This window comes from Kineosporiaceae bacterium SCSIO 59966, assembly GCA_020881835.1.
Classification (GTDB): domain Bacteria; phylum Actinomycetota; class Actinomycetes; order Actinomycetales; family SCSIO-59966; genus SCSIO-59966.
Window position 1 is genome coordinate 1,934,449 of the sequence record CP052876.1, and the last position, 22,375, is coordinate 1,956,823.

At 73.1% G+C, this 22,375-nt stretch carries 22 protein-coding genes; 16 read left to right on the forward strand and 6 right to left on the reverse strand.

The window, feature by feature from the left end; genetic code table 11:
- Positions 1-51: 51 nt before the first annotated feature.
- Together HJG43_08955 and HJG43_08960 are read left to right on the forward strand one after the other, a co-directional pair.
- Complete coding sequence (locus HJG43_08955) at positions 52-1,566, forward strand: leucyl aminopeptidase (protein ID UER54646.1); 1,515 nt, start codon at positions 52-54, stop codon at positions 1,564-1,566.
- Between the two features lie 182 nt (positions 1,567-1,748).
- Positions 1,749-2,555 (forward strand): hypothetical protein, encoded by an 807-nt coding sequence (locus HJG43_08960; GenBank protein UER54647.1) that lies wholly within the window; start codon positions 1,749-1,751, stop codon positions 2,553-2,555.
- A gap of 39 nt (positions 2,556-2,594) precedes the next feature.
- On the opposite strand, the gene HJG43_08965 is transcribed toward HJG43_08960, so the two are convergent.
- Positions 2,595-2,954: a hypothetical protein gene (locus HJG43_08965; GenBank protein UER54648.1), complete on the reverse strand. Its 360-nt coding sequence runs from the start codon at positions 2,952-2,954 to the stop codon at positions 2,595-2,597.
- 147 nt (positions 2,955-3,101) lie between these two features.
- Between HJG43_08965 and lpdA the strand changes: the two genes are divergently transcribed.
- The 3 genes from lpdA to HJG43_08980 are packed head-to-tail and all read left to right on the forward strand — an operon-like array spanning position 3,102 to position 7,371.
- Positions 3,102-4,487, forward strand: a complete 1,386-nt coding sequence (gene lpdA, locus HJG43_08970) for a dihydrolipoyl dehydrogenase (GenBank protein UER54649.1) — start codon at positions 3,102-3,104, stop codon at positions 4,485-4,487.
- 33 nt (positions 4,488-4,520) lie between these two features.
- The gene (sucB, locus tag HJG43_08975; protein UER54650.1) at positions 4,521-6,479 is read left to right on the forward strand and encodes a 2-oxoglutarate dehydrogenase, E2 component, dihydrolipoamide succinyltransferase; all 1,959 of its coding nucleotides are present in this window, start codon (positions 4,521-4,523) and stop codon (positions 6,477-6,479) included.
- A gap of 1 nt (position 6,480) precedes the next feature.
- Entirely contained in the window at positions 6,481-7,371 is an 891-nt protein-coding gene (locus tag HJG43_08980) for a TIGR01777 family protein (protein UER54651.1), read from the forward strand.
- A gap of 10 nt (positions 7,372-7,381) precedes the next feature.
- Here the strand turns inward: HJG43_08980 and HJG43_08985 are convergent, their stop codons facing one another.
- Together HJG43_08985 and HJG43_08990 are read right to left on the reverse strand one after the other, a co-directional pair.
- Positions 7,382-8,995, reverse strand: coding sequence for a serine/threonine protein kinase (locus HJG43_08985; protein UER54652.1), 1,614 nt, complete (start codon positions 8,993-8,995; stop codon positions 7,382-7,384).
- A 78-nt stretch (positions 8,996-9,073) separates the two neighbouring features.
- Positions 9,074-10,090, reverse strand: a complete 1,017-nt coding sequence (locus tag HJG43_08990) for a Gfo/Idh/MocA family oxidoreductase (GenBank protein UER55851.1) — start codon at positions 10,088-10,090, stop codon at positions 9,074-9,076.
- Between the two features lie 112 nt (positions 10,091-10,202).
- Here HJG43_08990 and lipB point away from each other — a divergent pair, with 112 nt between their 5' ends.
- Positions 10,203-10,853: a lipoyl(octanoyl) transferase LipB gene (lipB, locus tag HJG43_08995; GenBank protein ID UER54653.1), complete on the forward strand. Its 651-nt coding sequence runs from the start codon at positions 10,203-10,205 to the stop codon at positions 10,851-10,853.
- Between the two features lie 6 nt (positions 10,854-10,859).
- Here the strand turns inward: lipB and HJG43_09000 are convergent, their stop codons facing one another.
- Positions 10,860-11,786 carry an LLM class F420-dependent oxidoreductase gene (locus HJG43_09000; protein ID UER54654.1) on the reverse strand — a complete coding sequence of 309 codons (927 nt, stop codon included), beginning with the start codon at positions 11,784-11,786 and terminating at the stop codon, positions 10,860-10,862.
- Between the two features lie 58 nt (positions 11,787-11,844).
- Here HJG43_09000 and lipA point away from each other — a divergent pair, with 58 nt between their 5' ends.
- On the forward strand, positions 11,845-12,846 hold the full coding sequence (gene lipA / locus HJG43_09005; GenBank protein UER54655.1) for a lipoyl synthase: 1,002 nt from the start codon (positions 11,845-11,847) through the stop codon (positions 12,844-12,846).
- A gap of 19 nt (positions 12,847-12,865) precedes the next feature.
- On the forward strand, positions 12,866-13,600 hold the full coding sequence (locus HJG43_09010) for a DUF4191 domain-containing protein (protein UER54656.1): 735 nt from the start codon (positions 12,866-12,868) through the stop codon (positions 13,598-13,600).
- Between the two features lie 64 nt (positions 13,601-13,664).
- Here HJG43_09010 and HJG43_09015 read toward each other — a convergent pair whose 3' ends face one another.
- Positions 13,665-14,111 (reverse strand): RDD family protein, encoded by a 447-nt coding sequence (locus HJG43_09015; GenBank protein UER54657.1) that lies wholly within the window; start codon positions 14,109-14,111, stop codon positions 13,665-13,667.
- 141 nt (positions 14,112-14,252) lie between these two features.
- Here HJG43_09015 and glnA point away from each other — a divergent pair, with 141 nt between their 5' ends.
- Complete coding sequence (glnA, locus tag HJG43_09020; protein UER54658.1) at positions 14,253-15,677, forward strand: type I glutamate--ammonia ligase; 1,425 nt, start codon at positions 14,253-14,255, stop codon at positions 15,675-15,677.
- A gap of 68 nt (positions 15,678-15,745) precedes the next feature.
- Here the strand turns inward: glnA and lepB are convergent, their stop codons facing one another.
- Complete coding sequence (gene lepB / locus HJG43_09025; GenBank protein ID UER54659.1) at positions 15,746-16,438, reverse strand: signal peptidase I; 693 nt, start codon at positions 16,436-16,438, stop codon at positions 15,746-15,748.
- A 267-nt stretch (positions 16,439-16,705) separates the two neighbouring features.
- Between lepB and HJG43_09030 the strand changes: the two genes are divergently transcribed.
- The 7 genes from HJG43_09030 to HJG43_09060 all read left to right on the forward strand — a co-directional run bounded on the left by HJG43_09030 (position 16,706) and on the right by HJG43_09060 (position 22,371).
- Entirely contained in the window at positions 16,706-17,356 is a 651-nt protein-coding gene (locus tag HJG43_09030; GenBank protein UER54660.1) for a hypothetical protein, read from the forward strand.
- Between the two features lie 146 nt (positions 17,357-17,502).
- On the forward strand, positions 17,503-18,066 hold the full coding sequence (locus HJG43_09035; GenBank protein UER54661.1) for a hypothetical protein: 564 nt from the start codon (positions 17,503-17,505) through the stop codon (positions 18,064-18,066).
- Positions 18,063-18,944, forward strand: coding sequence for a hypothetical protein (locus HJG43_09040; protein UER54662.1), 882 nt, complete (start codon positions 18,063-18,065; stop codon positions 18,942-18,944). The genes HJG43_09035 and HJG43_09040 overlap by 4 nt, the downstream gene beginning before the upstream one ends.
- A 92-nt stretch (positions 18,945-19,036) precedes the next feature.
- Complete coding sequence (locus tag HJG43_09045; GenBank protein ID UER55852.1) at positions 19,037-19,447, forward strand: hypothetical protein; 411 nt, start codon at positions 19,037-19,039, stop codon at positions 19,445-19,447.
- A 4-nt stretch (positions 19,448-19,451) separates the two neighbouring features.
- Entirely contained in the window at positions 19,452-20,432 is a 981-nt protein-coding gene (locus tag HJG43_09050) for a hypothetical protein (protein ID UER54663.1), read from the forward strand.
- The gene (locus tag HJG43_09055) at positions 20,429-21,172 is read left to right on the forward strand and encodes a hypothetical protein (protein ID UER54664.1); all 744 of its coding nucleotides are present in this window, start codon (positions 20,429-20,431) and stop codon (positions 21,170-21,172) included. The genes HJG43_09050 and HJG43_09055 overlap by 4 nt, the downstream gene beginning before the upstream one ends.
- A 110-nt stretch (positions 21,173-21,282) precedes the next feature.
- Positions 21,283-22,371, forward strand: coding sequence for a ferredoxin reductase (locus HJG43_09060; GenBank protein UER54665.1), 1,089 nt, complete (start codon positions 21,283-21,285; stop codon positions 22,369-22,371).
- Positions 22,372-22,375: the final 4 nt, after the last annotated feature.

Consider the following 22,375-nt stretch of genomic DNA (forward strand, 5'->3'; position numbering starts at 1 on the left):
CGGCCGGTCGCCACCTGCCACGTCACACCGCCCGCGACACCAGGAGCTACCGTGCCCACGCTGTCCCCGACCGGCAAGGACCTTCGGTCCGTCAAGGCCGACGCGCTCGTCGTGGCCACCGCCGCGACCCCGGAGGGCCCGGTGCTGCTGGGCGCCGACGCGCTGCCCCGGGGACTGCGATCGGCGCTGTCGTCGCTGAGCGCGCTGGGGGTGAGCGGCAAGGCCGACGAGGTGCACCGCGTCCCCTCCGGCGGGCAGGTCGCGGCCCCGGTGGTGGTGCTGACCGGGACCGGGTCGCTGGCCGGGGACGAGGCCCCGTCGCTGGAGGCGCTGCGGCGGGCTGCAGGTGCGGCCGTCCGCGAGCTCGCCGGCACCCCGACCGTCGCGGTGGCGCTGCCGGCGGACGACGTCGCGACCGCGACCGCGGTCGCCGAGGGCGCCCTGCTCGGCGCGTACGCCTACCGGGCCTACCGGGCCCGCACCGCTGACCGGCACAAGGAGCCGGTCGCCACCGTGCACCTGGTCACCCCGCGGTACCGGGACAGGCACCTCAAGGCCGCCATCGAGCGGGCCCACGTCGTCGCCGAGGCGGTGGCCGCCACCCGGGACCTGGTGAACTGCCCGCCGGCCGACCTGTACCCGGCCGAGTTCGCCCGGCGCGCCCAGGACCAGGCCAAGGGCGCGCCGGTGAAGGTGACCGTCCTGGACGACAAGCAGCTCGCCGCGGGGGGCTACGGCGGCATCCTCGGCGTCGGGCAGGGCTCCTCCCGCCCGCCGCGACTGGTGAAGGTCGCCTACCACCCGCGCGGCGCGGCGCGGCACGTCGCCCTCGTCGGCAAGGGCATCACCTTCGACTCCGGCGGGCTGTCGATCAAGCCGGCGCAGGGCATGGAGACGATGAAGCTCGACATGGCCGGTGCCGCGGTGGTGCTGGAGACCGTGCTCGCGGTGGCGCGGCTGGGACTGCCGGTGCGGGTGACCGGCTGGATGGCGCTGGCCGAGAACATGCCGTCGGGCACCGCGCAGCGGCCCTCGGACGTGCTCACCACCTACGGTGGCCGCACCGTGGAGGTGCTCAACACGGACGCCGAGGGGCGGCTCGTGCTTGCCGACGCCATCGTCGCGGCAGGCGAGGAGAACCCCGACGCCATCATCGACATCGCTACCCTCACCGGGGCGCAGATGGTCGCCCTCGGCAACCGGGTCTCGGCGGTGATAGGCTCGGACGACGCGCTCGTGGCGGACGTCCGCGCCGCGGCCGACGCCGCCGGGGAGCAGTTCTGGCCGATGCCGCTGCCCGAGGAGCTGCGCGCCAGCCTGGACTCGCAGGTGGCCGACATCGCCAACATCGGGGACCGGTTCGGCGGGATGCTCGTCGCCGGGCTCTTCCTGCGGGAGTTCGTGCCGACCACCGAGGACGGCCGACGTCTGCCGTGGGCGCACCTCGACATCGCCGGCCCGGCGTTCAACGAGTCCGCGCCGTGGGGCTACACCGGCAAGGGGGGCACCGGCGTCGGCGTCCGCACGCTCGTCACGCTGCTCGAGGACGTGGCCTCCGCCCGCTGAGCCTCGCCCCGGACGCCGCGGCGCCGCACCGGCGACGCGTCTGACGGTGACGCTGCGGATTGGGGACGCAGCGCTGTGTAACGAACTCTCCCGGACGGGCGATAGGAGGGTGTCAGGTCGACGACCGTCGGCCCTGTGCCTCAAGACCAGTGCTTCACGACCAGTGCCCCGGAGGAGAGCTCGTGTCCCGTTCGCTGGTGTCCCTCATCGGTTCGCAGGCGAAGGTTGCAGCCGTCGCCGCGGCAGCCCTCGCCCTGGGAGCCGGCGGCGCACTCGCCGCCACGACGGAGCCGACCTCCTCCACCACCTCGGTCGAGACGTCCGACGCCTCACCCGACGCGACGACCGGGGCCCTCGACCTCGACCTCGACGACGGCACCGACGGCACCGACGACACCGAGTCCACCGACGACGCTGAGTCCACCGACGACGCTGAGTCCACCGACGACACCGGGGAGGCTGAGGAGAGCACGCCGGACCCTCAGGACACCGAGGACACCGAGGACACCGAGGCCGGGGAGGACGACACGGAGACCGGCGAGGACACCGAGAACGGTGACGAGGCTGTTCCTCCGGCATGTCCCGAGGGCGTCACCAACCACGGCCAGTACGTGTCCTCGATCGCACGGGACCGGACCACCAGCGAGGACTACCGCAACCACGGCGAGCGGGTCAGCGAGGCGGCCCGGACGGGGTGCGTCGTCCCGGAGTCCGAGACCCCCGAGGACGCGGCCCCGGAGGAGGACACCACCGGCACGGCGGCCGCCGAGGAGGAGGTCGCCGAGGAGGACGCCGCCCCAGCGGCCAGGCCGGACGCCGTAAGTCCCGAGCAGCGTGCTGCGGCGACGCAGAAGGTGGTCGAGAAGACGCAGAGGGTGGTCGAGAAGAAGGCAGCCGTCGCTGCGAAGAAGGCCACCAGAGAGCGCTCGGAGCGCGCCAGCACCCCGGCTTCGGAGGGCACCCCCGGCAAGGGCCGGAACCGGGGCTGAGGGAACGCTGCGGCGTTCACCGCCCCAGCTGCGGTGCGCTCAGCGCGGTCCCGCGCCACCGTCCCGCTTCTGCCGCGCGTTGTAGTCCCGCATCCGCTGCGGGTACCCCGACAGGTGCACGTCGTACACCGGCACGCCGAGCCGGCGCGCGAAGCCGAACGCCGTCTCCCGGTCTGGGACGGCCCGCCGGGTCCACTCCCCGTCGTGGGCGACGAGCAGCAGTGTGGTCGGGGTGACGGTGGTGGCCGGTTCGACGAACCCCTCGACCCCCTTGCGGCTGGTGGCGAACTCCTCGAGGTGCCGGGAGGCCGCGCCGCGGGCAGCCTTGGACGACGAGGCCGACCCGGACGGCGCACCCGTCCCGGCCGACCGGCGGCGCAGTCGCGAGAACAGACCCATGCGCAAGGACGGTACCGGGCGCGGCCCCGGACGCTCTCGGACCTGGCGGCAGGTGCGCTTGCGGCGGCGGTGTCGGGTAGTGCCAGGATTGGCCCCGATCGAGCAGCACCACCGAGCGAGCAGATCGACACGCAAGGGAGCGTTTCCGTGGCCGACTCCGACGGGCAGGTCTTCGATGTCGTCATCCTCGGCGGGGGCAGCGGCGGTTACGCCTGCGCCTTCCGCGCCGCCGAGCTGGGGCTGAGCGTCGCCATCGTCGAGAGGGACAAGTTCGGCGGCACCTGCCTGCACCGCGGCTGCATCCCCACCAAGGCGCTGCTGCACGCCGCGGAGATCGCCGACACGGCTCGCGAGGGTGAGAAGTTCGGGGTCCAGACCAGCCTCGGCGGTATCGACATGGCCGGTGTGAACGCCTACAAGGACGGCGTGGTCGGCCGGCTCTACAAGGGGCTGCAGGGGCTCGCCAAGGCCCACCGCCTCACCCTCGTCGAGGGCGAGGGCCGGCTCGTGGCCAAGGACACGGTCGAGGTCGAGGGCCGGCGGTACACCGGCCGTCACGTCGTCCTGGCCAGCGGCTCCTACGCGCGCTCGCTGCCCGGCCTGGAGATCGGCGGTCGGGTGATCACCAGCGACCAGGCGCTGCAGCTCGACTACGTCCCGGAGAAGGTGGTCGTGCTCGGCGGCGGCGTCATCGGGGTCGAGTTCGCCAGCGTGTGGCGGTCCTTCGGCGCCGAGGTCACCATCGTCGAGGCCCTGCCCCGCCTGGTCCCGGCCGAGGACGAGGCCGTCTCCAAGGCACTCGAGCGGGCCTTCCGCAGGCGCAAGATCGGGTTCCGGACCGGCGTGAAGTTCAGCGGGGTCGAACAGGACGACAACGGCGTCCGGGTGTCCCTGGAGAGCGGCGACACCCTGGAGGCCGACCTGCTCCTCGTCGCCGTCGGCCGCGGCCCGGTCACCGACGGCCTCGGCTACGAGGAGGCGGGGGTCACCCTCGACCGCGGCTTCGTGCCGACTGACGAGCGGCTGCGCACCAACGTGGAGAACGTGTTCGCCGTCGGCGACATCGTCCCGGGCCTGCAGCTGGCCCACCGCGGCTTCCAGCAGGGGATCTTCGTCGCCGAGGAGATCGCCGGGCTGAACCCCGTCCCGATCGTGGAGGCGAACATCCCGCGCGTCACCTACTGCGACCCGGAGATCGCCTCCGTCGGGCTCACCGAGACGCAGGCCAAGGAGGTCCACGGCGAGGACGGGGTACAGACCTACGAGTACAACCTCGGCGGCAACGGCAGGAGCCAGATCCTCGGCACCCAGGGCTTCATCAAGCTGGTGCGGCAGAAGGACGGTCCGGTCGTCGGCGTGCACGCCGTCGGCGCCAGGATGGGCGAGCAGGTCGGCGAGGCGCAGCTCATCGTCAACTGGGAGGCCTTCCCCGAGGAGGTCGCCCAGCTGGTCCACGCCCACCCGACGCAGAACGAGGCCATGGGCGAGGCTCACCTGGCGCTGGCCGGCAAGCCGCTGCACTCCCACAGCTGACTCACCCACTCACGAGGATCGGAGACCCCAACGATGTCGAACTCCGTGGAGATGCCCGCCCTTGGCGAGAGCGTCACCGAGGGAACCGTGACCCGGTGGCTCAAGCAGGTGGGTGACACGGTCGAGGTCGACGAGCCGCTGCTCGAGGTGTCCACCGACAAGGTCGACACCGAGATCCCCTCGCCGTTCGCGGGCACGCTGACCGAGATCCTCGTCGATGAGGACGAGACCGTCGAGGTCGGCGCGAAGCTGGCCGTCATCGGCGAGCCCTCCGAGGCCGGCGGGCAGGACGCCGGAGGCACCGCGGAGTCGTCCGACGACGCGGCGACCGAGCAGGCCTCGCAGGAGGAGCCGACCCGGCACGCTGACCAGGACACCGAGGAGCCGCAGGTGCCGCCGGAGGCCTCCGTCCAGGACACCGGCCAGCAGGACACCGGGCAGCAGGACACCGGGCAGCAGGGGACGGACCAGGAGGGGACCCCGGTGACGATGCCGGCGCTCGGTGAGAGCGTCACCGAGGGCACGGTCACCCGCTGGCTGAAGTCCGAGGGCGACACCGTCGAGGTCGACGAGCCGCTGCTCGAGGTGTCCACCGACAAGGTCGACACCGAGATCCCCTCCCCGGTGGCCGGCACGATCCAGAAGATCCTGGTCTCCGAGGACGAGACCGTCGAGGTGGGTGCACAGCTGGCCATCGTCGGCTCGGCGTCCGGTGGCGGCGGGCAGGCGGCCCCGGCGGCCGAGCAGCCCCGACAGGACGAGCCAGGGCAGGACCAGGCAGGGCAGGACGAGGCAGGGGACGACGAGGACGTCGCCGCCGGCTCCCTGGAGAAGGAGGCGGAGGTGCGCGAGGAGGCCGCCGAGCAGGCTGAGGCGGCGACCCAGCCCTCCGGCTCCGCCGGCGCCGGCGAGCAGGCCGCCGAGGAGCGCCGGCAGCCCGCGGCGCAGGAGGCCGCCCCGGCTCAGGAGGCCGCCCCGGCGCAGGACGAGAGCTCGAGCCGGGACGAGCGGACCACCGAGACCAGGCCGTCGGCCGGCCGGGCCACCGGCGACAACGCCGCCTACGTCACGCCCCTGGTGCGCAAGCTCGCCGCCGAGCACGGCGTCGACCTGTCCACCGTCGAGGGCACCGGCGTGGGTGGCCGGATCCGCAAGCAGGACGTGCTCGCTGCTGCGCAGCGGGCCGCGGAGGCGGCGCGTCAGCCCGAGCAGCCGGCGGCGCAGCCGGCCGGGTCCACCTCCGGGGGACCGGCCCGGCGCCCCGCGCCCGCGGGTGCGAAGCGCGGCACCACCGAGAAGATGAGTCGGCTGCGCAAGGTGATCGCCGCCCGGATGGTGGAGTCGCTGCAGACCTCCGCCCAGCTGACGACGGTCGTCGAGGTGGACGTCACGAAGATCGCCCGGTTGCGGGCGCGGGCCAAGGCCGACTTCGAGGCCCGCGAGGGTGTCAAGCTGTCGTTCCTGCCGTTCTTCGCGCTGGCCACGGTCGAGGCGCTCAAGGCGCACCCGGTCGTCAACGCGAGCATCGAGGGCGACGAGATCGTCTACCACGGTCAGGAGAATCTCGGGGTCGCGGTCGACACCGAGCGCGGCCTGCTCGTCCCGGTGATCCGGGACGCCGGTGACCTCAACATCGCCGGTCTCGCCCGCAAGATCGCCGACCTGGCCGAGCGGACCCGCGCGAACAAGGTGACGCCGGACGAGCTGTCCGGCGGCACGTTCACGCTGACCAACACCGGGAGCCGGGGCGCGCTGTTCGACACCCCGATCATCAACCAGCCGAACGTCGGCATCCTGGGCACCGGCAGCGTCGTCAAGCGCCCGGTCGTCATCGAGGTGGACGGGGCGGAGACCATCGCGATCCGGTCGATGATGTACCTGGCGCTGTCCTACGACCACCGGCTGGTCGACGGCGCCGACGCCGCCCGCTTCCTCGCCACCATCAAGGAGCGGCTGGAAGAGGGCGCCTTCGAAGCCGACCTCGGCCTGTAGCGTGCGCGTCGTCGTCACCGGCGCCTCGGGGCTGATCGGCCAGCCCCTGCTCCGCCGGCTGCGGGCCGACGGCCACGACGTCGTCCAGCTGGTCCGGCGCCCACCCCGGGGGCCAGGAGAGCTGCAGTGGGACCCAGCCGCCGGTGACCTCGACCTCACCGCCGCGGGCCCGGTGGACGCCGCGATCAACCTGGCCGGCGCCGGCGTGGGCGACCGTCGGTGGACCGACGCGTACAAGGAGACGATCCGCACCTCCCGGGTCGACGCGACGACGACGCTGGTGAACGCCCTGGCCCGCCTCGAGCCGAAGCCGAAGGTGCTGCTGTCGGCGTCCGGCGTCGACTACTACGGCGAGCGCGGCGACGAACGGCTCACCGAGACCTCGCCGCCGGGAGACACCTTTCTGGCGGAGGTCTGCGTCGCCTGGGAGGCGGCCGCCGAACCGGCCCGGGAGGCCGGGATCCGGGTCGCGACACTGCGCACCGGGCTCGTGCTCGCCCCGGGCGGCGGCGCGTTCGGGCGGCTGCTGCCGCTGTTCCGCGCCGGCGTCGGCGGCCCGATGGGCACCGGCCGGGCGTGGTGGAGCTGGATCACCCTGGAGGACCACATCGGCGCGGTCCGGTTCCTGCTGGACGCCGACGTCGACGGACCGGTGAACCTCACCGCACCGCAGCCGGTGCGCAACCGCGAGCTGACCCGCGAGCTCGCCCGGGCCCTGCACCGCCCCGCTCTCGTGCCGGTGCCCCCGTTCGCGCTGCGGGTCGCCGTCGGCCAGTTCGCCGAGGTGGTCCTGGGCAGCCGGCGGGTGCTGCCCGAGGTGCTGACTGCCGCCGGTCACACCTTCCGCCACCCGGACATCCACGCCGGGGTGGAGTGGCTGGTCCGCTCCTGAGCCGCCACCGTCAGCCGCTGGCGACCACCTGCCAGCGGCCGTCGTGGCGGAGCAGCTCCAGCCGGGTGGTCCGCTCCTGGGCAGGGACGTTGCCGACGACCTGACCGTCGGGGCCGACCCGGCGGTGCGCGGACGTCGTGACGTGCACCTCGAGCAGGGCCCGGTCCCCGGCGTGCTCGACCACCTCGGCGGACCGGACGTCGAACCCGAGCCCGTCGAGGCGCAGCCGGTGCTCGGCCAGCGCGGCCCACAGCGCCGCGTCGTCCGCGGCCGCAGGCCCGCCCGGTACGTTCGCCATCTGGAGGAGCCGCTCGTCGCGTTCGGTCAGCGCCCGGGCCCGCAGCCAGGCGAGCGCGGGCACGGCAGCCACCGGGTCGGCGGACCGCAGCGCCCGGTCGACGGCCGCCGGCACCGCCGGCGCAGCCGTGGTGCCGACCGGCGGCCGGTCCGGCACCGCGGCGACCGCGGGTGCTGGGGCGCTCGGGTGCCCGCCGCCGTCGCCGTCGAGGAGCCGGGGCACGAGCACGGCACCGGCCAGGACGGCGACGAGTGCCACCGCGCCCACGGCCGTCGTGGTCGGGGCCGCCCAGGCACGCCGCTGCGGCGGCGCGGCGCGGCGACGGCGGCGGGTCCCGGCCTCGGACCTGCGGCCGGGTGCCGGCAGCACCGGGTCCTGGGCCGCCGCGGCCCGGCGCAGCCGGTGGGTGACGAGCTCGGCGGGAGAAGCAGCCGGGTCGGACGCCACGATGCGCACGGGCAGCGCCGGCGCCGCGGCGAAGCAGCCGGCGGCGAGGTCCCGCGGGTCGGGGCGCGCGCCCGGGTCGGGGTCCAGCGCCCGGTGCAGGACGGTGGCCAGCCGGTCGGGCACGTCGGGGCGCAGCAGGGTCAGGGGCAGCCGTTCCTCCACCGGCTCGGGAGCCCGGCCGGTCAGCGCGAACCAGGCGACTGCCGCGAGACCGTGGACGTCGCTCGCCGGAGTGGGCAGGTCGCCCGCGGCCAGTGCGGGGTCGCGGTAGCCCGGTGTCCCGACCGGCGGGTCGCCGGTGAGCGGTCCCACACCCGCCAGGCATGCTGCGGACAGGTCCCCGAGGAGGGGACGGCCGTCGTCCCCGAACAGCACGTTGCCGGGCGCGACGTCAGCGTGCACCAGTCCCTGCTCGTGCAGTTCTGCGAGCAGGCCGCCGAGCGGGGTGACGAGGGTGACGACCTCCTCGACGTCCAGCTGGCCACGGGCGGCCACGAGCGCGGCGAGGCTGCCGCCCGGTGCGCGGTCGAGCACGAGCGCAGGGCCGTAGCCCGGCGCCCGGGCGACCTCCCGCAGCCGGACCAGGTGGGGGTGGTGGACCCGGCGCAGCAGTGCCGTCTCGGCCAGCAGCCGGTCGGCGTCGTCGTCGGGCCGGCGGAGCACCTTGAGAGCCACCGGCTCGCCGGTCGGCTCGTGCTCGGCCGCCCACACCTCCCCGGTGGACCCGAACCCGAGCAGCCGCCCGGTCCGGTACCCGGGGACGAAGGGGACCCCGGCGACGCTGGGGGGCGGGTCGCTGGCGGCGGGGTTGTTGGGAGCGGGGTCGCTGGGGGCGGGGTCGTCGGCCCGGCCGCTGTGGTGTCCGTCGGTGACGTCCATCGCCCCAGTCCAGCGGATCCGGGCGGTCTCCCGCGGCCGTCGTCCACAGGCCCTGGCGACACCCGGCACTCCGCGACCTCACCGGTCGAGCCGGACCACCCGGGTCTCGGCCGCGCTCACCCGCGCGGCGTCGATCACCTCCAGCACGTGCACGGCGTCCCACGGCTGCACCGGCATCGCCGGCTGCCCGCCGCCGAGGACGGCGTCGGCGACGGCGGCGTAGAAGTCCGCGTGGTGACCAGGCTCGCGGCGGACCGGTGTGCGGTCGGCACCGGCCACGAGCCAGCCGGCGTGGTCGTCGTCGAGGTCGGCGAGGTCCGCGAAGGCGGTCGGCTCCGCCTCGAAGGATGTCGCGACGTACGCGGCGCGGGTCCCGAGGACCCGGGTCCGCGGACCGGGCGCCGCCGCCAGGGACAGCGCACCGAGGTGGCTGCGGGCACCGCCCCGGTGCGTCAGGGCGAGGAAGGCGTCGTCCTCGGCCGGCGTCGTCCGGGCGGCCAGCTCGGCGTAGACCGCGGTGACCGGTCCGAGCAGCTGGACGGCGGAGTCCACCAGGTGGGTGTGCAGGTCGAGCAGCAGCCCGCCGCCGTCGGCGGGGGCGGCGTTCTCCCGCCAGCGGTCCTTGGGCACCGGTCGCCAGCGCTCCCACCGCCGCTCGAACCGGATCACCTCGCCCAGCGCCCCGTCGGCCAGCAGCCGGCGCAGAGTGAGGTGCTCGCCGTCCCACCGCCGGTTCTGGAACACGGTGAGCGGCACGCCGGCCTGCTCCGCGGCCTGCACGACCGCCCGGGCCGACGCCGCGTCGGTGGCCAGCGGCTTGTCGACGACGACCGGGACGCCGGCCTGCACGCAGGCCAGCGCCTGCGCGGCGTGCACTCCGCTCGGGGAGGCCAGGACGACGACGTCCGGGCCGGTGTCGAGCAGCTCGGCGAGCGAGGAGACCACCTGGACGCCGGGGTGGTCCGCCGCGGCGGCCGCCGACCGCCCGGGGTGGCGGGTCTGCACCGCCGTGACCCGGGCTCCGGCCCGGCGCAGCAGCGGAGAGTGGATGCCCCGGCCGGCGTCGCCGTAGCCGACCAGTCCGACGCGAAGCATCACCACCGGCCGCATCCTCCTCCACATCGGCGCGCAAGTGGCCACCGCCTCCGCCCCGAGCTCGTCGCGACCCTTCAGCCTGCTCGCGGCGCCGGCGCGTAACCTGACGCTCATGCAGCTCGAGCACGTCGGCTTCGGCGAGGACGCCGTCGACTACCGCAGAGGTTGGGACCTGCAGCGCCGGGTGCACGCCCAGGTGGTGGCCGGGGAGCGTCCGGACACCGTGCTCCTGCTCGAGCACCCACCGGTCTACACCGCCGGCAAGCGCACGGAGCCGCACGAGCGGCCGTTCGACGGCACACCCGTGATCGACGTCGACCGCGGCGGCAAGATCACCTGGCACGGGCCCGGCCAGCTGGTCGGCTACCCGATCGTGCGGCTGCCGGACCCGGTCGACGTGGTGGCCTACGTGCGCCGGCTGGAGCAGGTGCTCATCGACGTGTGCGCCGAGCTGGGCCTGGCCGCCGGGAGGGTGGAGGGCCGCAGCGGGGTCTGGGTGCCGGCGGACGACGCCGGCCCGGCCCGCAAGGTCGCCGCGATCGGCATCCGGGTCGCGCAGGGGGTGACCATGCACGGGTTCGCCCTCAACTGCGACAACGACCTCACCTGGTTCTCCCGGATCGTGCCGTGCGGGATCCCCGACGCCGGGGTGACCTCGCTGACCGCCGAGCTGGGCCGTCCGGTTCGGGTCGCCGACGCCCTCCCGGTGGTCGAGCGGCACCTGGAGCGCACCCTGCCGGCGGCGGTGCCCGCCGCCGGCTGAGCCCGTTCAGGCGACCTGCGGCAGCACGGACTCGGCGATCTCCTCGAGGTGCCGCAGGTCGGCCAGGTCGAGCACCTGGAGGTACACCCGGGTGCAGCCGACCTCGGCGTAGCGGCCCAGCCGGTCGACGACCTCGTCCGGGGTGCCGGCGAGGTGGTTGGCTCGCAGCTCGGCGACGTCCCGGCCGATGGCGTCGGCGCGCCGGCGCACCTCGGCGTCGGTGGCGCCCAGGACGACGGCGAGCGCCACCGACCAGGTCAGCTCGCCGGGGTCGCGACCGGCCTGCCCGCAGGCGGCCCGCACCCGCTCGTACTGGACGGCGGTCTGCTCCACCGAGGTGAAGTTCGCGTTGAACTCCGTGGCGTACCGGGCGGTCAGCGCCGGGGTGCGCCGCTTGCCGGACCCACCGATGATGATCGGCACCCGCGGCTGCACCGGCTTGGGCAGTGCCGGGGAGTCGCTGATCGTGTAGTGCTCGCCGGAGAAGGAGTACCGCTCCCCCACCGGCGTCGACCACAGCCCGGTGATCAGCTCCAGCTGCTCGGCGAACCGGTCGAACCGCTCGCGCACGTCGGGGAACTCGATGCCGTAGGCCCGGTGCTCGGCCTCGAACCAGCCGGCCCCGAGCCCCAGCTCGACCCGCCCGCCGGACATCTGGTCCACCTGCGCCACCTGGACGGCGAGCACCCCGGGCGCCCGGAAGGTCGCCGACGTGACGAGGGTCCCCAGTCGCAGCCGGCTGGTCTCCCGCGCCAGGCCGGCCAGCGACGTCCACGCGTCGGTCGGTCCGGGCAGGCCGTCGCGACCCATGGCCAGGTAGTGGTCGGAGCGGAAGAAGCCGTCGAAGCCGGCGTCCTCGGCGGTCCTGGCGACGGCGAGCAGGTCGTCGTAGGTGGCGCCCTGCTGGGGCTCGGTGAAGATGCGCAGGTCCATGGCCGCACCCTACGAGAGGGGCTCGGCGGGGCCGGTCGGCCGGGCTTAGGCTGGTGCGGTGACTGTCGCACCGGAGGGCCGCCGCATGCTGCGCCTGGAGGCGCGCAACGCGCAGACCCCGATCGAGAAGAAGCCGTCGTGGATCAGGACCCGCGCCACGATGGGCCCGGAGTACGCCGAGCTGAAGAACCTCGTGCACAAGGACGGTCTGCACACCGTCTGCGAGGAGGCCGGCTGCCCGAACATCTTCGAGTGCTGGGAGGACCGGGAGGCGACGTTCCTCATCGGCGGTGACCAGTGCACCCGCCGGTGCGACTTCTGCCAGATCGACACCGGTCGCCCCGCAGCGCTCGACCGCGAGGAGCCGCGCAAGGTCGCCGAGTCGGTGCGGGCGATGGGCCTGCGGTACGCCACCGTCACCGGGGTGGCCCGCGACGACCTGCCGGACGGCGGGGCCTGGCTGTACGCCGAGACGGTGCGGGAGATCCACCGGCTCAACCCGGGCACCGGGGTCGAGGTGCTCATCCCCGACTTCAACGCCGTCCCCGACCAGCTCGCCGAGGTGTTCTCGGCCCGCCCGGAGGTGCTCGCGCACAACCTCGAGACCGTCCCCCGGGTGTTCAAGCGGATCCGGCCGGGCTTCCGGTACGACCGGTCGCTGTCGGTGCTCACCCGGGCGCGCGAGGACGGGCTGGTGACGAAGTCGAACCTGATCCTCGGCATGGGCGAGACCTACGAGGAGGCGGTCGAGGCGCTGCAGGACCTGCACGACGCCGGCTGCGACCTGGTCACCATCACCCAGTACCTGCGCCCCAGCGTCCGGCACCACCCGGTGGAGCGCTGGGTCAAGCCGGAGGAGTTCGTCGCCCTGTCCGAGGAGGCTCAGCGGATCGGCTTCGCCGGGGTGATGGCCGGGCCGCTGGTCCGCTCCTCCTACCGCGCCGGCCGGCTGTGGGCGCAGGCGATGCAGCGCCGCGGTGAGACGCTGCCGGACGCGCTGCACCACCTGGCGACGGCGGGCAGCGCCCGACAGGAGGCCGCCAGCCTGGTCGGTCGCTGACCGCCGTATCCTCACCTGCATGCCGACGAGCACCGACACCGAGTCGCCTCGCCGCGGACGGTTCCGCCGGCGCCGCAGGAACGGCAAGCAGGGCTGGTTCGCCCAGATCCGCGCCGTCTACCGGATGACCCGGCAGGCGGACCGGTCGGTGAGCTGGTGGATGCTCGGTGCCTTCGTCGCCGTCCTCGGCGTCGCGGTGCTCATCGGGGTGCTCACCGAGCAGGTGCCCTACGCCACCATCCTAGGTCTGCCGTTGGCGCTGCTCGCCGTCACGTGGATCCTTGCCCGCAAGGCCGAGCGCGCCGCATTCACCCAGATCGAGGGCCAGCCGGGTGCCGCCGGCGCCGCGCTGCGCGTGCTGCGCCGCGGCTGGACGGTCGAGGAGGAGCCGGTGGCGGTCGACCCCCGGACCCAGGACTCGGTGTTCCGGGTCGTGGGGCGCCCGGGCGTCGTCCTCGTCGGTGACGGGCCACCGCACCGGGTCGGCAGGCTGCTGGAGGCGGAGCGCAGGAAGGTCGCCCGGGTCCTGCCCGGTGTCCCCGTGCACGTCATCCAGGCCGGCAACGGCGAGGGCCAGGTGCCGCTGCGCAAGGTCCCCCGCCAGGTGCAGAAGCTCAAGCGGCAGCTGACGAAGGCGGAGGTGGCGCAGGTCGTCAAGCGGCTGCGCTCGCTCGGCGGGCTGCGCCCGCCGATCCCGCAGGGCATCGACCCGTTCCGGGTGCGGCCGAACCGCAAGCAGATGCGGGGCCGCTGAGGAGGCCCGGCTGCGGCCCTGCGTGCCGGCTCGTTCGTGACGCCTGCTGCGTCACACCGTGCGCTCAGCGCAGGACGAGGACCGTCCCGGCGGCCCGGTCGTGCATCCCCCGCTGGTCGCGGTCCCAGACCAGGGCCGGGACGGCGAGGCAGAGCAGCAGGGTGCGCACCGCGGCTCGCCCCGGTCCGGCCCACCCGCCGTCCAGGCGCACCACCCGCATCCCGAGCAGGGCGTGGCCGACGCCCATCCCCAGGGTGCCGACGAGGACCAGCTGGGCCAGGCCGAAGACCGCGAGGGTGCCCCACGGGTCGCCGTCGAGGAACGCCGCGGAGATCGCCGACGCCAGGGCCCAGTCGACTCCCACGGCCAGCAGCCGGCGGCCCACCCGGGCGACCGAGCCGGCCCCCTGCCGGGGGCGGCCGAGCCGGCGTCCGGGCCAGTCGTCGTCCCGGCCCTGCGCCACGCTGGAGGGCCCCGAGATCCACGACCCCACGTCCCGGCGACCCACCACGGCGCCAGCCTACTGGCGCCGTGGAGGCTCGCGGCAGGCACCGTAACGGCGGTGAAACACTCGGGACACCGGCGGGAAACTACGGCTGCCTAGGTTCACGCCACCACGGCCGGACCGCGCCGAGGGTGACAAGGAGGATCGATGTTCAAGGACGCCGACGAGGTGCTGCGCTACCTCAAGGACGACGACGTGAAGTTCGTCGACGTGCGGTTCTGCGACCTGCCGGGGGTGATGCAGCACTTCAACATGCCGGCGGAGTCGTTCGGTTCCAGCGCGTTCACCGACGGGCTGATGTTCGACGGCTCGTCGATCCGCGGGTTCCAGGCCATCCACGAGTCGGACATGAAGCTCGTCCCGGACGCCGCGACCGCGTTCGTCGACCCGTTCCGTGAGCGCAAGACCCTCGTCATCAACCACTCGATCGTCGACCCGTTCACCGACGAGCCGTACGCCCGCGACCCGCGCACCATCGCCGCGAAGGCAGAGGCGCACCTGCGCAACACCGGGATCGCCGACGCGGCGTACTTCGGTGCGGAGGCGGAGTTCTACGTCTTCGACGACGTGCGCTTCGAGACCAAGCAGAACGCCGGGTACTACTTCATCGACTCCGTCGAGGCGGCCTGGAACACCGGCCGCGCCGAGGAGGGCGGCAACCGCGGGTACAAGACCCGGTACAAGGGCGGCTACTTCCCGGTGCCGCCGGTCGACCACTTCGCCGACCTGCGCGACGAGATGACGACCACCCTCCAGGCCGTCGGGCTGCAGGTCGAGCGGGCGCACCACGAGGTCGGCACCGCGGGGCAGCAGGAGATCAACTACCGGTTCTCCACGCTGAAGCACGCCGCCGACCAGCTGATGATCTTCAAGTACGTGGTGAAGAACGTGGCGTGGAGGGCCGGCAAGACGGTCACGTTCATGCCCAAGCCGCTGTTCGGCGACAACGGCTCCGGCATGCACAGCCACCAGTCGCTGTGGAAGGACGGCGAGCCGCTGTTCTACGACGAGCGCGGCTACGGCGGCCTGTCCGACACCGCCCGCTGGTACATCGGCGGCCTGCTGCGGCACGCCCCGTCACTGCTCGCGTTCACCAACCCGACCGTCAACTCCTACCACCGGCTGGTGCCGGGGTACGAGGCACCGGTGAACCTCGTGTACTCCCAGCGCAACCGCTCGGCGTGCGTGCGCATCCCGGTGACCGGGACGTCACCGAAGGCCAAGCGCATCGAGTTCCGGGTGCCGGACCCGTCGTCCAACCCGTACCTGGCGTTCTCGGCGATGGTCATGGCCGGCCTGGACGGGATCCGCAACCGGATCGAGCCCCCCGAGCCGGTCGACAAGGACCTCTACGAACTGCCGCCCGACGAGCACGCCGCCATCGACCAGGTGCCCTCGTCGCTGCCCGCCGTGCTCGACGCGCTCGAGGACGACCACGACTACCTCACCGAGGGGGACGTGTTCACCCCCGACCTCATCGAGACCTGGATCGACTTCAAGCGGCGGAACGAGGTCGACCCCATCCGGCTGCGCCCGCACCCGCACGAGTTCGAGCTCTACTTCGACATCTGACCGTCACCGGCGCACCGACAGGGCACCTTCCCGCGCACCTACAGGGTGAGGGGCCCTGTCGGTGCGTCTCAGGCGCCCCCGGCTACCGGCGGGGGGTCGGGCACGGGGACTAGGCGGACGTCGTTGTCCACCGTACCGAAGCGGCTGACCGGCAGGATCCGAAACCACAGCCGCGCCTGGATGTCCTCTCGAGGTACCCACCCGAAGATGCGTGAGTCCGTGGAGGCCCCCCAGTTGTCCCCCAGCACCCAGTAGGAGCTCTCCGGCACGGTGGCCCATGCCTGCGCGCCACCGCGCACGACGGCTCCCTCTGGGGTGCAGCACGACTCGGTGCCGGCACCGACGCGCGGCGGCCAGGCAGGGTTCTCGACGCGGAAGACGTCGTCCTGGCCGGCCGGTTTGATCAGCACCTGCGGCGCGACAGGGTCTCCTACGATCGCCACCCGGTCCCCGGGCAGACCGATCACCCGCTTGACGATCGGGCGACCGCCGCCCTCGTCGTCGGGGCCCGGCTGAAGCGCCTCGACGAGGTCGAACCGTTCGATCGCGTGCCGGTTGAGCAGGTCGAGCTCGAGGCGGTCACCCTGCTGCAAGGTCGGCTCCATGCTGCTGCCCGTCACCATGACCGAGAAGGTCAGGCCGGCGACGACGGCGAGCATGGCGAGCAGGAACAGCACCAGGGCTCCGACCGCGACGACCCCGCGGCACCTGCCGCGCTCCGGGGAGGCGCCGGCTACGGGGTCCGAGGTCGACTGCGTCATGCTCGTCCTCTCCCCGCGCGGTACCAGACAACTCGGGGCACAGTAACCGCCGTCGCCGCGACCGTGCCGCCTCCTGACACAGTCCCCGTTGTCGTCGCCATCCACCTTGTCTACATCGTTGACAGTTCTTGGGAACATGTCTTGACAGTCTGCTGTGACGCATGCCACTGTCCAGATCCGTTAACCGGGATGTCGGTGAGGTTACCGCCGATGTCGGTGAGATGACCTCGGTCGGGACGATCCGGCCGAATGAGCGAGGGAGCAAGGATGGAAGGACAGACAGCGGGGCGCACGCGGCTCAGCCGCTTCGCGGCGATCACGGTTCCGGCCACGGTCGCCGCAGGCGGGCTCGGTCTGGCCATGGTGCAGGGCATGGTCGGCGCGGCGATCTCCTCGGCGGACGGCTTCTCGCTGCAGTCGAAGGCGATCACGAGTGACTCGCTGAAGGTGCGCCCCGGTCAGGCCGTAGCCGCCACCACCGGCGCTGACGAGACGGTCTACGACGAGACGGTCTACGCCGAGACCGGCGGCACGACCAACGCGAACGGCATCACGGTGACCGCGCAGGTCCCGCTCCCGGTGCTGGGCACCGCTGAGCTCCGCATCGACTCCACCGACCCCACCATCGGGCTCGGCAGCGTCATCCTCAACGCCAAGACGCTCGCGATGACTGACGGTGAGAATGGAGCCGACGGAGGTTCTTCCGGGGCGGTCCTGGACGGCGTCGCCCTCGGTGTGGCCCAGTCCAAAGCAGGGTTCGCCGCAAACCCCGACACCGGCTACGTGCCGGACGGCTTCGCGCTCACCGCCGGCGACTCGACCCTCAACAACCTCGACGCGCAGACCTACGCGATCCAGCTGGAGGGCCTCGAGGTCGAGGACCTCTCGCTGGGCGTGTCACTCCTGCCTAGCAACTAGCTGACGTTGCCTTAGCAACTAGCTGACGTCCGACCCGACACCCCGACACTGAGCCGGGCGGCGGGGTGGCGTCTGGGGGGCCAACCCGCCCCACGACGCCCCCCGCCGCTGCGGCACCGATGAGCACGTCTTCGAGGAACCCGATGATGACCGACGCCGTCGAGGCCGCTGAGCCGGCCACCCCGCCTGCCGCCGTATCTGCCCCTGCCGCCAAGCGCGCGGAGCCGGCTGCCCCTTCTGCGCGCAGCCTCTCCCGCCGGATCCGGCTGGGCTTCCGGCGCTTCCGCCGCACCCGCCCGTTCTGGGGTGCGGTCATCCTGCTCCTGGGCGCCTACTTCATCGCCAACCCGATCGTCGGTGGCGGGTTCGCCTTCGTCGTCGACGTCGGCGCCAGGGCGCTGACACCCCTGCTGCTGGCCTTCGGCATGGCGGCAGCGGCCCTGGTGGCGATGTTCCAGCCGGCGCAGCGACACTTCCCTGCGATCGTCGCGATGGGGCTGTCGGTGGCCTCGCTCCCGCTCGCCAACCTCGGTGGCTGGGTCATCGGCATGGCGGCCGGGATCGTCGGTTCCGGCATGATCTTCGCCTGGACGCCCTACACCGACACGCAGCTCGCCACCGTCGCCGCCAAGGCCGAGCGGAAGGCGGCGCGCACCTCACGCCGGCCGCTCCGGTGGTCACGGCGGGCGGAGAGCAGGAAGGCAGCATGAGACAGCCGCGACGCCTTCTCGAGCAGCGAACCTCCTCGTCGGGACCGGACGGAGGCGCGCCGCGGCTGTGGGGCCGGATCACCCGCTGGTTGCAGAAGGTCGGGCACGACGCCGTCGACGCGGCCAGTGCGAGGCGCACGGCCATGATGGCGGCCGCCGCGGACCAGCGCGGCACCCGTAAGCGGTCCATCCCGACGATCGCCGTGGGCCTGGCCGGGTTGGGGACGATGTTCGGCGCGGTCAGCCAGAACGCGCTGGCCGTGAACTTCACCACCAGCGCCGACACCTTCGCGGTGTACTCGAACTACCTGCAGGGCACGAGCGTCGCCGCGTACCTGGCGGAGAACGGCACGGAGGACGGCACGACGGGGGTCGCCGAGTTCGGCATCGGGCAGGCGGCGTTCGCGGGCTTGTGCGCCATCGCCACGCAGGACCTCCCGGCCGGCACCGCGATGTCCCTGGTCATCACCGCCGGGGAGCCGGTGCACGACTCCTTCTCCGGGACCAGCGTGCCCGACGGCGTCACCCTGGACGAGGACGGGGCTCTCGCCGGCGACAGTCTCGAGGGCGCGATCCAGGCGTCGAACCTGTTCCTGAACTCCGACGCCCTGGGCGGTTACGGAAACCAGATCGGCGGACTCAACCTGGGCCAGTCCGCCGAGTCGGTCTACGGCAGCGCCAGGGTGGACTGGCCCACGGGTCAGACGCAGCCGACTCCCGGTGCCTTCGGGCTCTCCGCGGAGAGGCTCAATCTCGCTGGTCTCCACGCAGCGACGTACGGAGTCAGCTTCGGCGGCGAGATCACCCTGCCGAGGCTGAAGCTCCAGGTGTTCCTCGGGGAGAAGACCCAGGCCGACTGCCCGGGGGCGGCGTCGTGAACCCCACCCAGCGCGTCCACCGGTTCTCCCCGGCGCCGGCGGCGGCCGGCAGCGCCCAAGCGACGCCCGCGGCAGCGCCGGGGCGCCACCGGCTGACCCGTACGATCGCCGGGACGTGGGCGTGGTTCCGCGCGTTCCGCCGCACCCGCCCGTTCTGGGGCGGCCTGTGGACCATGCTCGCCGGCGTCTGGATCATCCGGGCGATGTCGTTCGGCCCGCTGCTGGCGGTCTCGGGCGGTTGGAGCTACTCGGCCGGCTACATCCTCGGCGGTGCCCTGGTCAGCTTCGGGCTCGTGGCGTGGTTCGCGCCGCACTACCGGTCCTTGGTCGGCATCTTCGCGTTCGCCGTCGCCCTGGCCGCGTTCGTCGCCGCGAACCTCGGGGGGTACCTCGTCGGCAGCGTGCTCGGCATCGTCGGCGGCTCGATGATCTGGGCGTGGGGCGACACGACGCCGAAACCCGGCAAGCAGGCCGAGCGCCGGCCCGCAACCCCCGAGGAGTGACCCCGTGGACCGGCTGACCTCGAGCGCCGGCCGCCAGCGGGTCGTCGTTCTCACCGCGCTGGTCGGTCTGTGCGGGGCTCTCTTCCTGTGGCCGGGCACCGCCCGCTCCGGGGCTCCCGCGCAGGCGGCGGTCCCGGGCTGCCCGACCGAGCCCACCGAGGCGCTCCCTGGACTCGTCAACGGCAACGCCCTAGAGCTCGGCAACGGGACCACGATCACGCCGTGCATCCCGAACGCCCCGCTGCACCTGCGCATCGGCTACAGCGACGGCGACTCCGGCGGCGCCACCGGGAGGGGCACGGCGTTCACGACCGACAGCATCACCTTCCCCGACGGGACCTACACGATCGAGGGGACGAGCTGCGGGCCGTTGCGCAGAACCGAGGACTCGACCATCGCCATGCCCACCATCCTGGCCTTCGCCGACGGCACTCAGTCCGCCGGCCCGACGGACCGGGAGACGTACCCGAACGCCGGGGCACTGTCCTGCGGCACCCCGAGCAGCCTGTACGCCGACCAGGGCTGGTCGACGGAGGTCGACCAGAGCGACGAGGCGATGCTCGTGCACATGCGGTTGAAGAACCTGCAGATCGACCAGGACGCCTTCATGACAGTCGCGCCTCAGGGCGACCCCGCCGCACCGACGGCAACCGGCACCGGTGAGTACACGCTGACCTTCACACCGGCTGACCAGGACGACGCAGACTGGAACGTCGGCGACTCGTGCGTCTACACCGACCTGTGGCTGCGCGCCGACACCCACATCAAGGTGAACATCCTGGGCATCGAGACGACCGTGGGGCAGCTGGCCAGCGACAAGAACCTCTGGACCAAGTTCCTGGCCGAAGTTGCGTCATGGCCGCACATCCCAGGCCTGGAGCTGGACGCCTGGGTCTACTTCATGAGCATCAACAAGGGGGACGACTGCACCGGCTCCCCGACCACCCTGAACCTCCCGGACACCAACATCGAGGTCAGTCCGTGACCGGTGGCGACCGGCGGTACGGGGTGCGGTGGCGTCGTGCCACCGTGATGAACCTGGTGGGGCTGCTCCTGCTCAGCTGGATCGCCACCCTGCTGTCGTCCGGCACGACACGCGGTCTGGGCGGGCCGGACCTGGTCCTGCAGGGGAAGAAGTCACACTTCAGCACCGCCAAGCTGAGCACCACCGACGTGGGGTTCGGCCTCGTGCCGATCCAGGTGGAGACCGGCACCGGCACACAGACCCGCTACGTCCTGCGCATGGGCTTCGCGGCCGGCTCCCTGGACGGCTTCTGCCTCTCCCAGACCGAGCAGTTCCTCGGCACCGACTGGACGATCCGGGTCACCTCCCGCGACGGGCAGCTCAACGTCGCGGACGTCTCCGGCAGCAAGGTCCAGTTCGACGTCACCTCGGTGACGTCCACCGACGCTCCCAACACCAGCGGCAACGGGATCAGCCTGCGCGGCAACGTCGCCTTCGGCGCTGCGACCCAGGACGTCACCACCTGGCGGGACAGTGCTGGCAACCCCGTGGTGAATCCGCTGGACGCCCCCGCGGACCTCACCGGCATCAACGGCCGGCTCTTCGCCATCGACTCCGACGTCGGGGAGCTCTACAACGTCACCGGCGAGATCTACGACGCGGTGATCGAAGGACCGATCATGATCAAGAATCTCCTCATCGACGTCGTCCCGGGCACTGAGGAGACGGCCGGTTGCACGGCCGGTGAGATCATCTACTGAACGAGGAAACCGAGGCACGGGCCCGCACCTGAGCAGGGGAAGCCGGCGGCGTGGCACCGACACGAGGCTACGGATTCGTAAGTTACGGCTACGTACCCTACGGTGGCGTAGTGCGCTTGACCGCTCCCCCGCGCCGCCGGGGCTCACAGCTCGCCGCGCTCGCCCGGCGGATAGCCGCCGCGGCAGCTCACCCGCTCGTCCCGGAGGACTACCTCGACCTCGTCGCCCCGCTGCGCTCCGGCGCCGACCTGCGCGGCCGCGTCGTCGACGTCGTCCCGGAGACCGCGGACGCCGTCACCGTCCGGATCCGGCCCGGCCGCTCCTGGGCCGGGCATGTCGCGGGCCAGTACACCCGCATCGGCGTCGACGTGGACGGCGTGCGGTGCTGGCGGCCGTACTCGCTGACCTCCCGGTGCGCGGCACCGGACGGCCTCATCAGCATCACGGTCAAGGCGATCCCGGACGGCCGGGTGAGCGGCTACGTCCAGCGGGACCTGACCCCCGGCACGCTCGTTCACCTGGACCAGGCCACCGGCGACTTCGTGCTCGGCGCCCACCGCGGCCCGACGCTGTTCGTCACGGCCGGCTCCGGCATCACCCCCGTCATGGGCATGCTGCGCAACCATCTCGACGAGCTCGACGACGTCGTCCTCGTCCACTCCGCCCCCACCCCCGACGCCGTGGTCTTCGGCACCGAGCTCCGCCGGTGGCACGCCGCCGGCCGCCTGCGGCTCGTCGAGCGACACACCGAGCGCGACGGCCAGCTGTCCCCCGCCGACCTGGACGCCGTCGTCCCGGACTGGCGGACCCGCCAGACGTGGGCGTGCGGCCCCGTCGGCCTGCTCGACGCCCTCGAGGAGCACTGGGCCGCCGAGGAACCCGCCGGCGCGCTGCACACCGAACGCTTCCGCCCGCTCGTCCTGGCCACCGGCGAGGGCGGCGAGGTGACCTTCACCCGCACCGGCGCCGTCGTCGACGCCGACGGCGCCACCACCCTGCTGGACGCCGGTGAGGACGCCGGCGTCCTCATGCCGTCCGGGTGCCGGATGGGCATCTGCTTCGGCTGCGTCGTCCCCTTGCGCTCCGGCACCGTCCGGGACCTGCGCACCGGCGACGTCACCACCGCCACCCCGGACGACGACGTCCGGATCCAGACCTGCGTGTCGGCCGCCGCCGGCCCCTGCGAGATCGAGCTCTGAGGAG

What these genes read in the sequence shown, in the direction of transcription:
- HJG43_08965 (UER54648.1), bottom strand. Translation starts at nt 2,954, where the DNA reads ATGGGTCTGTTCTCGCGACTGCGCCGCCGGTCGGCCGGGACGGGTGCG.
- HJG43_09010 (UER54656.1), top strand. Translation starts at nt 12,866, where the DNA reads ATGCCGACGAGCACCGACACCGAGTCGCCTCGCCGCGGACGGTTCCGC.
- HJG43_09000 (UER54654.1), bottom strand. Translation starts at nt 11,786, where the DNA reads ATGGACCTGCGCATCTTCACCGAGCCCCAGCAGGGCGCCACCTACGAC.
- HJG43_09030 (UER54660.1), top strand. Translation starts at nt 16,706, where the DNA reads ATGGAAGGACAGACAGCGGGGCGCACGCGGCTCAGCCGCTTCGCGGCG.
- sucB (UER54650.1), top strand. Translation starts at nt 4,521, where the DNA reads ATGTCGAACTCCGTGGAGATGCCCGCCCTTGGCGAGAGCGTCACCGAG.
- HJG43_08985 (UER54652.1), bottom strand. Translation starts at nt 8,995, where the DNA reads ATGGACGTCACCGACGGACACCACAGCGGCCGGGCCGACGACCCCGCC.
- HJG43_09040 (UER54662.1), top strand. Translation starts at nt 18,063, where the DNA reads ATGAGACAGCCGCGACGCCTTCTCGAGCAGCGAACCTCCTCGTCGGGA.
- HJG43_09035 (UER54661.1), top strand. Translation starts at nt 17,503, where the DNA reads ATGACCGACGCCGTCGAGGCCGCTGAGCCGGCCACCCCGCCTGCCGCC.
- HJG43_08990 (UER55851.1), bottom strand. Translation starts at nt 10,090, where the DNA reads ATGCTTCGCGTCGGACTGGTCGGCTACGGCGACGCCGGCCGGGGCATC.
- glnA (UER54658.1), top strand. Translation starts at nt 14,253, where the DNA reads ATGTTCAAGGACGCCGACGAGGTGCTGCGCTACCTCAAGGACGACGAC.
- lepB (UER54659.1), bottom strand. Translation starts at nt 16,438, where the DNA reads ATGACGCAGTCGACCTCGGACCCCGTAGCCGGCGCCTCCCCGGAGCGC.
- lipB (UER54653.1), top strand. Translation starts at nt 10,203, where the DNA reads ATGCAGCTCGAGCACGTCGGCTTCGGCGAGGACGCCGTCGACTACCGC.